The sequence below is a fragment of the Collinsella sp. AM13-34 genome, from assembly GCF_003473055.1.
GTDB lineage: Bacteria > Actinomycetota > Coriobacteriia > Coriobacteriales > Coriobacteriaceae > Collinsella.
The window spans coordinates 1,712-3,377 of the sequence record NZ_QRLE01000018.1; the positions used below are offsets into that span (position 1 = coordinate 1,712).

The 1,666-nt window shown below is 65.2% G+C and carries 2 rRNA genes (1 of these 2 only partly in view); both read left to right on the top strand.

The features are described 5' to 3' along the window. A 23S ribosomal RNA gene (locus tag DW151_RS10675) occupies positions 1–1,382 on the top strand (it extends 1,672 nt beyond the left edge of the window). A 147-nt stretch (positions 1,383–1,529) separates the two neighbouring features. Then, positions 1,530–1,645: ribosomal RNA gene (rrf, locus tag DW151_RS07920) — 5S ribosomal RNA — on the top strand. The last annotated feature ends 21 nt before the right edge of the window (positions 1,646–1,666 follow it).

Here is a 1,666-nt window from a genome sequence, read left to right on the forward strand (position 1 = left end):
ACAGGGCGAGGCTCCGGACGAAGCATCTGAGCGAAGCGAGTGAGCCCGAGGTCCCTAGAAAAACCCCTAGGCAGGCGCGTGCGCGCCCGTACCGCAAACCGACACAGGTGGGTGGGTAGAACATACCGAGGCGATCGGGTCAACCATGGTCAAGGAACTCGGCACAATGGCCCCGTAACTTCGGGAGAAGGGGTGCCCGCGCGTACGTGAACGGACTTGCTCCGGGAGCGGAGGCGGGCCGCAGTGGAGAGGCCCAAGCGACTGTTTACCAAAAACACAGGACTCTGCAGAAGCCGCAAGGCGACGTATAGGGTCTGACGCCTGCCCGGTGCCGGAAGGTCACGCGGAGGAGTTAGCGCATCGCGCGAAGCCCCGAAGCCAAGCCCCGGTAAACGGCGGCCGTAACTATAACGGTCCTAAGGTAGCGAAATTCCTTGTCGGGTAAGTTCCGACCTGCACGAAAGGCGCAACGACTTGGGCGCTGTCTCGACCATGGACCCGGTGAAATTGCACTGGTCGTGAAGATGCGACTTACCCGCGGAAGGACGGAAAGACCCCGTGAACCTTCACTGCAGCTTGGCATTGGCCGCTGGTCCCGCGTGTAGAGGATAGGCAGGAGGCACAGATCCGGAGGCGCCAGCCCCCGGGGAGCCGCCCTTGGAATACTGCCCTCGCGCGACCGGCGTCCTAACCCGAGGCCGTCGACCGGCTCGGGGACCGTGCCAGGCGGGCAGTTTGACTGGGGCGGTCGCCTCCTAAAGGGTAACGGAGGCGCGCGAAGGTCCGCTCGGGACGGTCGGCAACCGTCCTTTTGAATGCAAGAGTACAAGCGGGCTTGACTGCGAGGCCCACAAGCCGAGCAGGTGCGAAAGCAGGCTCTAGTGATCCGGCGGCCCCGAGTGGGTGGGCCGTCGCTCAACGGATAAAAGGTACTCCGGGGATAACAGGCTGATCTTGCCCAAGAGTCCACATCGACGGCAAGGTTTGGCACCTCGATGTCGGCTCATCGCATCCTGGGGCTGGAGCAGGTCCCAAGGGTACGGCTGTTCGCCGTTTAAAGCGGTACGCGAGCTGGGTTCAGAACGTCGTGAGACAGTTCGGTCCCTATCCTCCGTGGGCGCAGGAGAATCGATGGAGGCTGCCCCCAGTACGAGAGGACCGGGGTGGACGCACCTCCGGTGAACCGGTTGTCGACCAACGGCACGGCCGGGTAGCCGCGTGCGGCGCGGATAACCGCTGAAGGCATCTAAGCGGGAAGCCGTTCCAGGGATTAGTTCTCCTTCCGGTAAGGGCCCAGGTAGACTACCTGGTCGATAGACGGCAGGTGCAAGGCTGGCGACAGCCTCAGCCGAGCCGCACTAATCGCCCGAGCTCTTCCGGAACCGCACCTCGCGGCCCGCGGGACTGAGCGCTCATGCGCGCGGTCCGGGCACGAGGATGCCCCCGAGTCGACTCCTCCTATGCGCCATGCGGCCCCCAGGGCACGTGTATGCGATACCGGACACCGTAACGGTGGGCGCCGCCCACCGGTCAGCGGCCAGAGCATGGGGGGCACGCCCGGTCCCGTTCCGAACCCGGAAGCTAAGCCCCATCGCGCCGAGAGTACTGCGGGGCCAGCCCGTGGGAGGCCAGGGCGCCGCTGACCGGTGGACGGCACCGAGCCGTC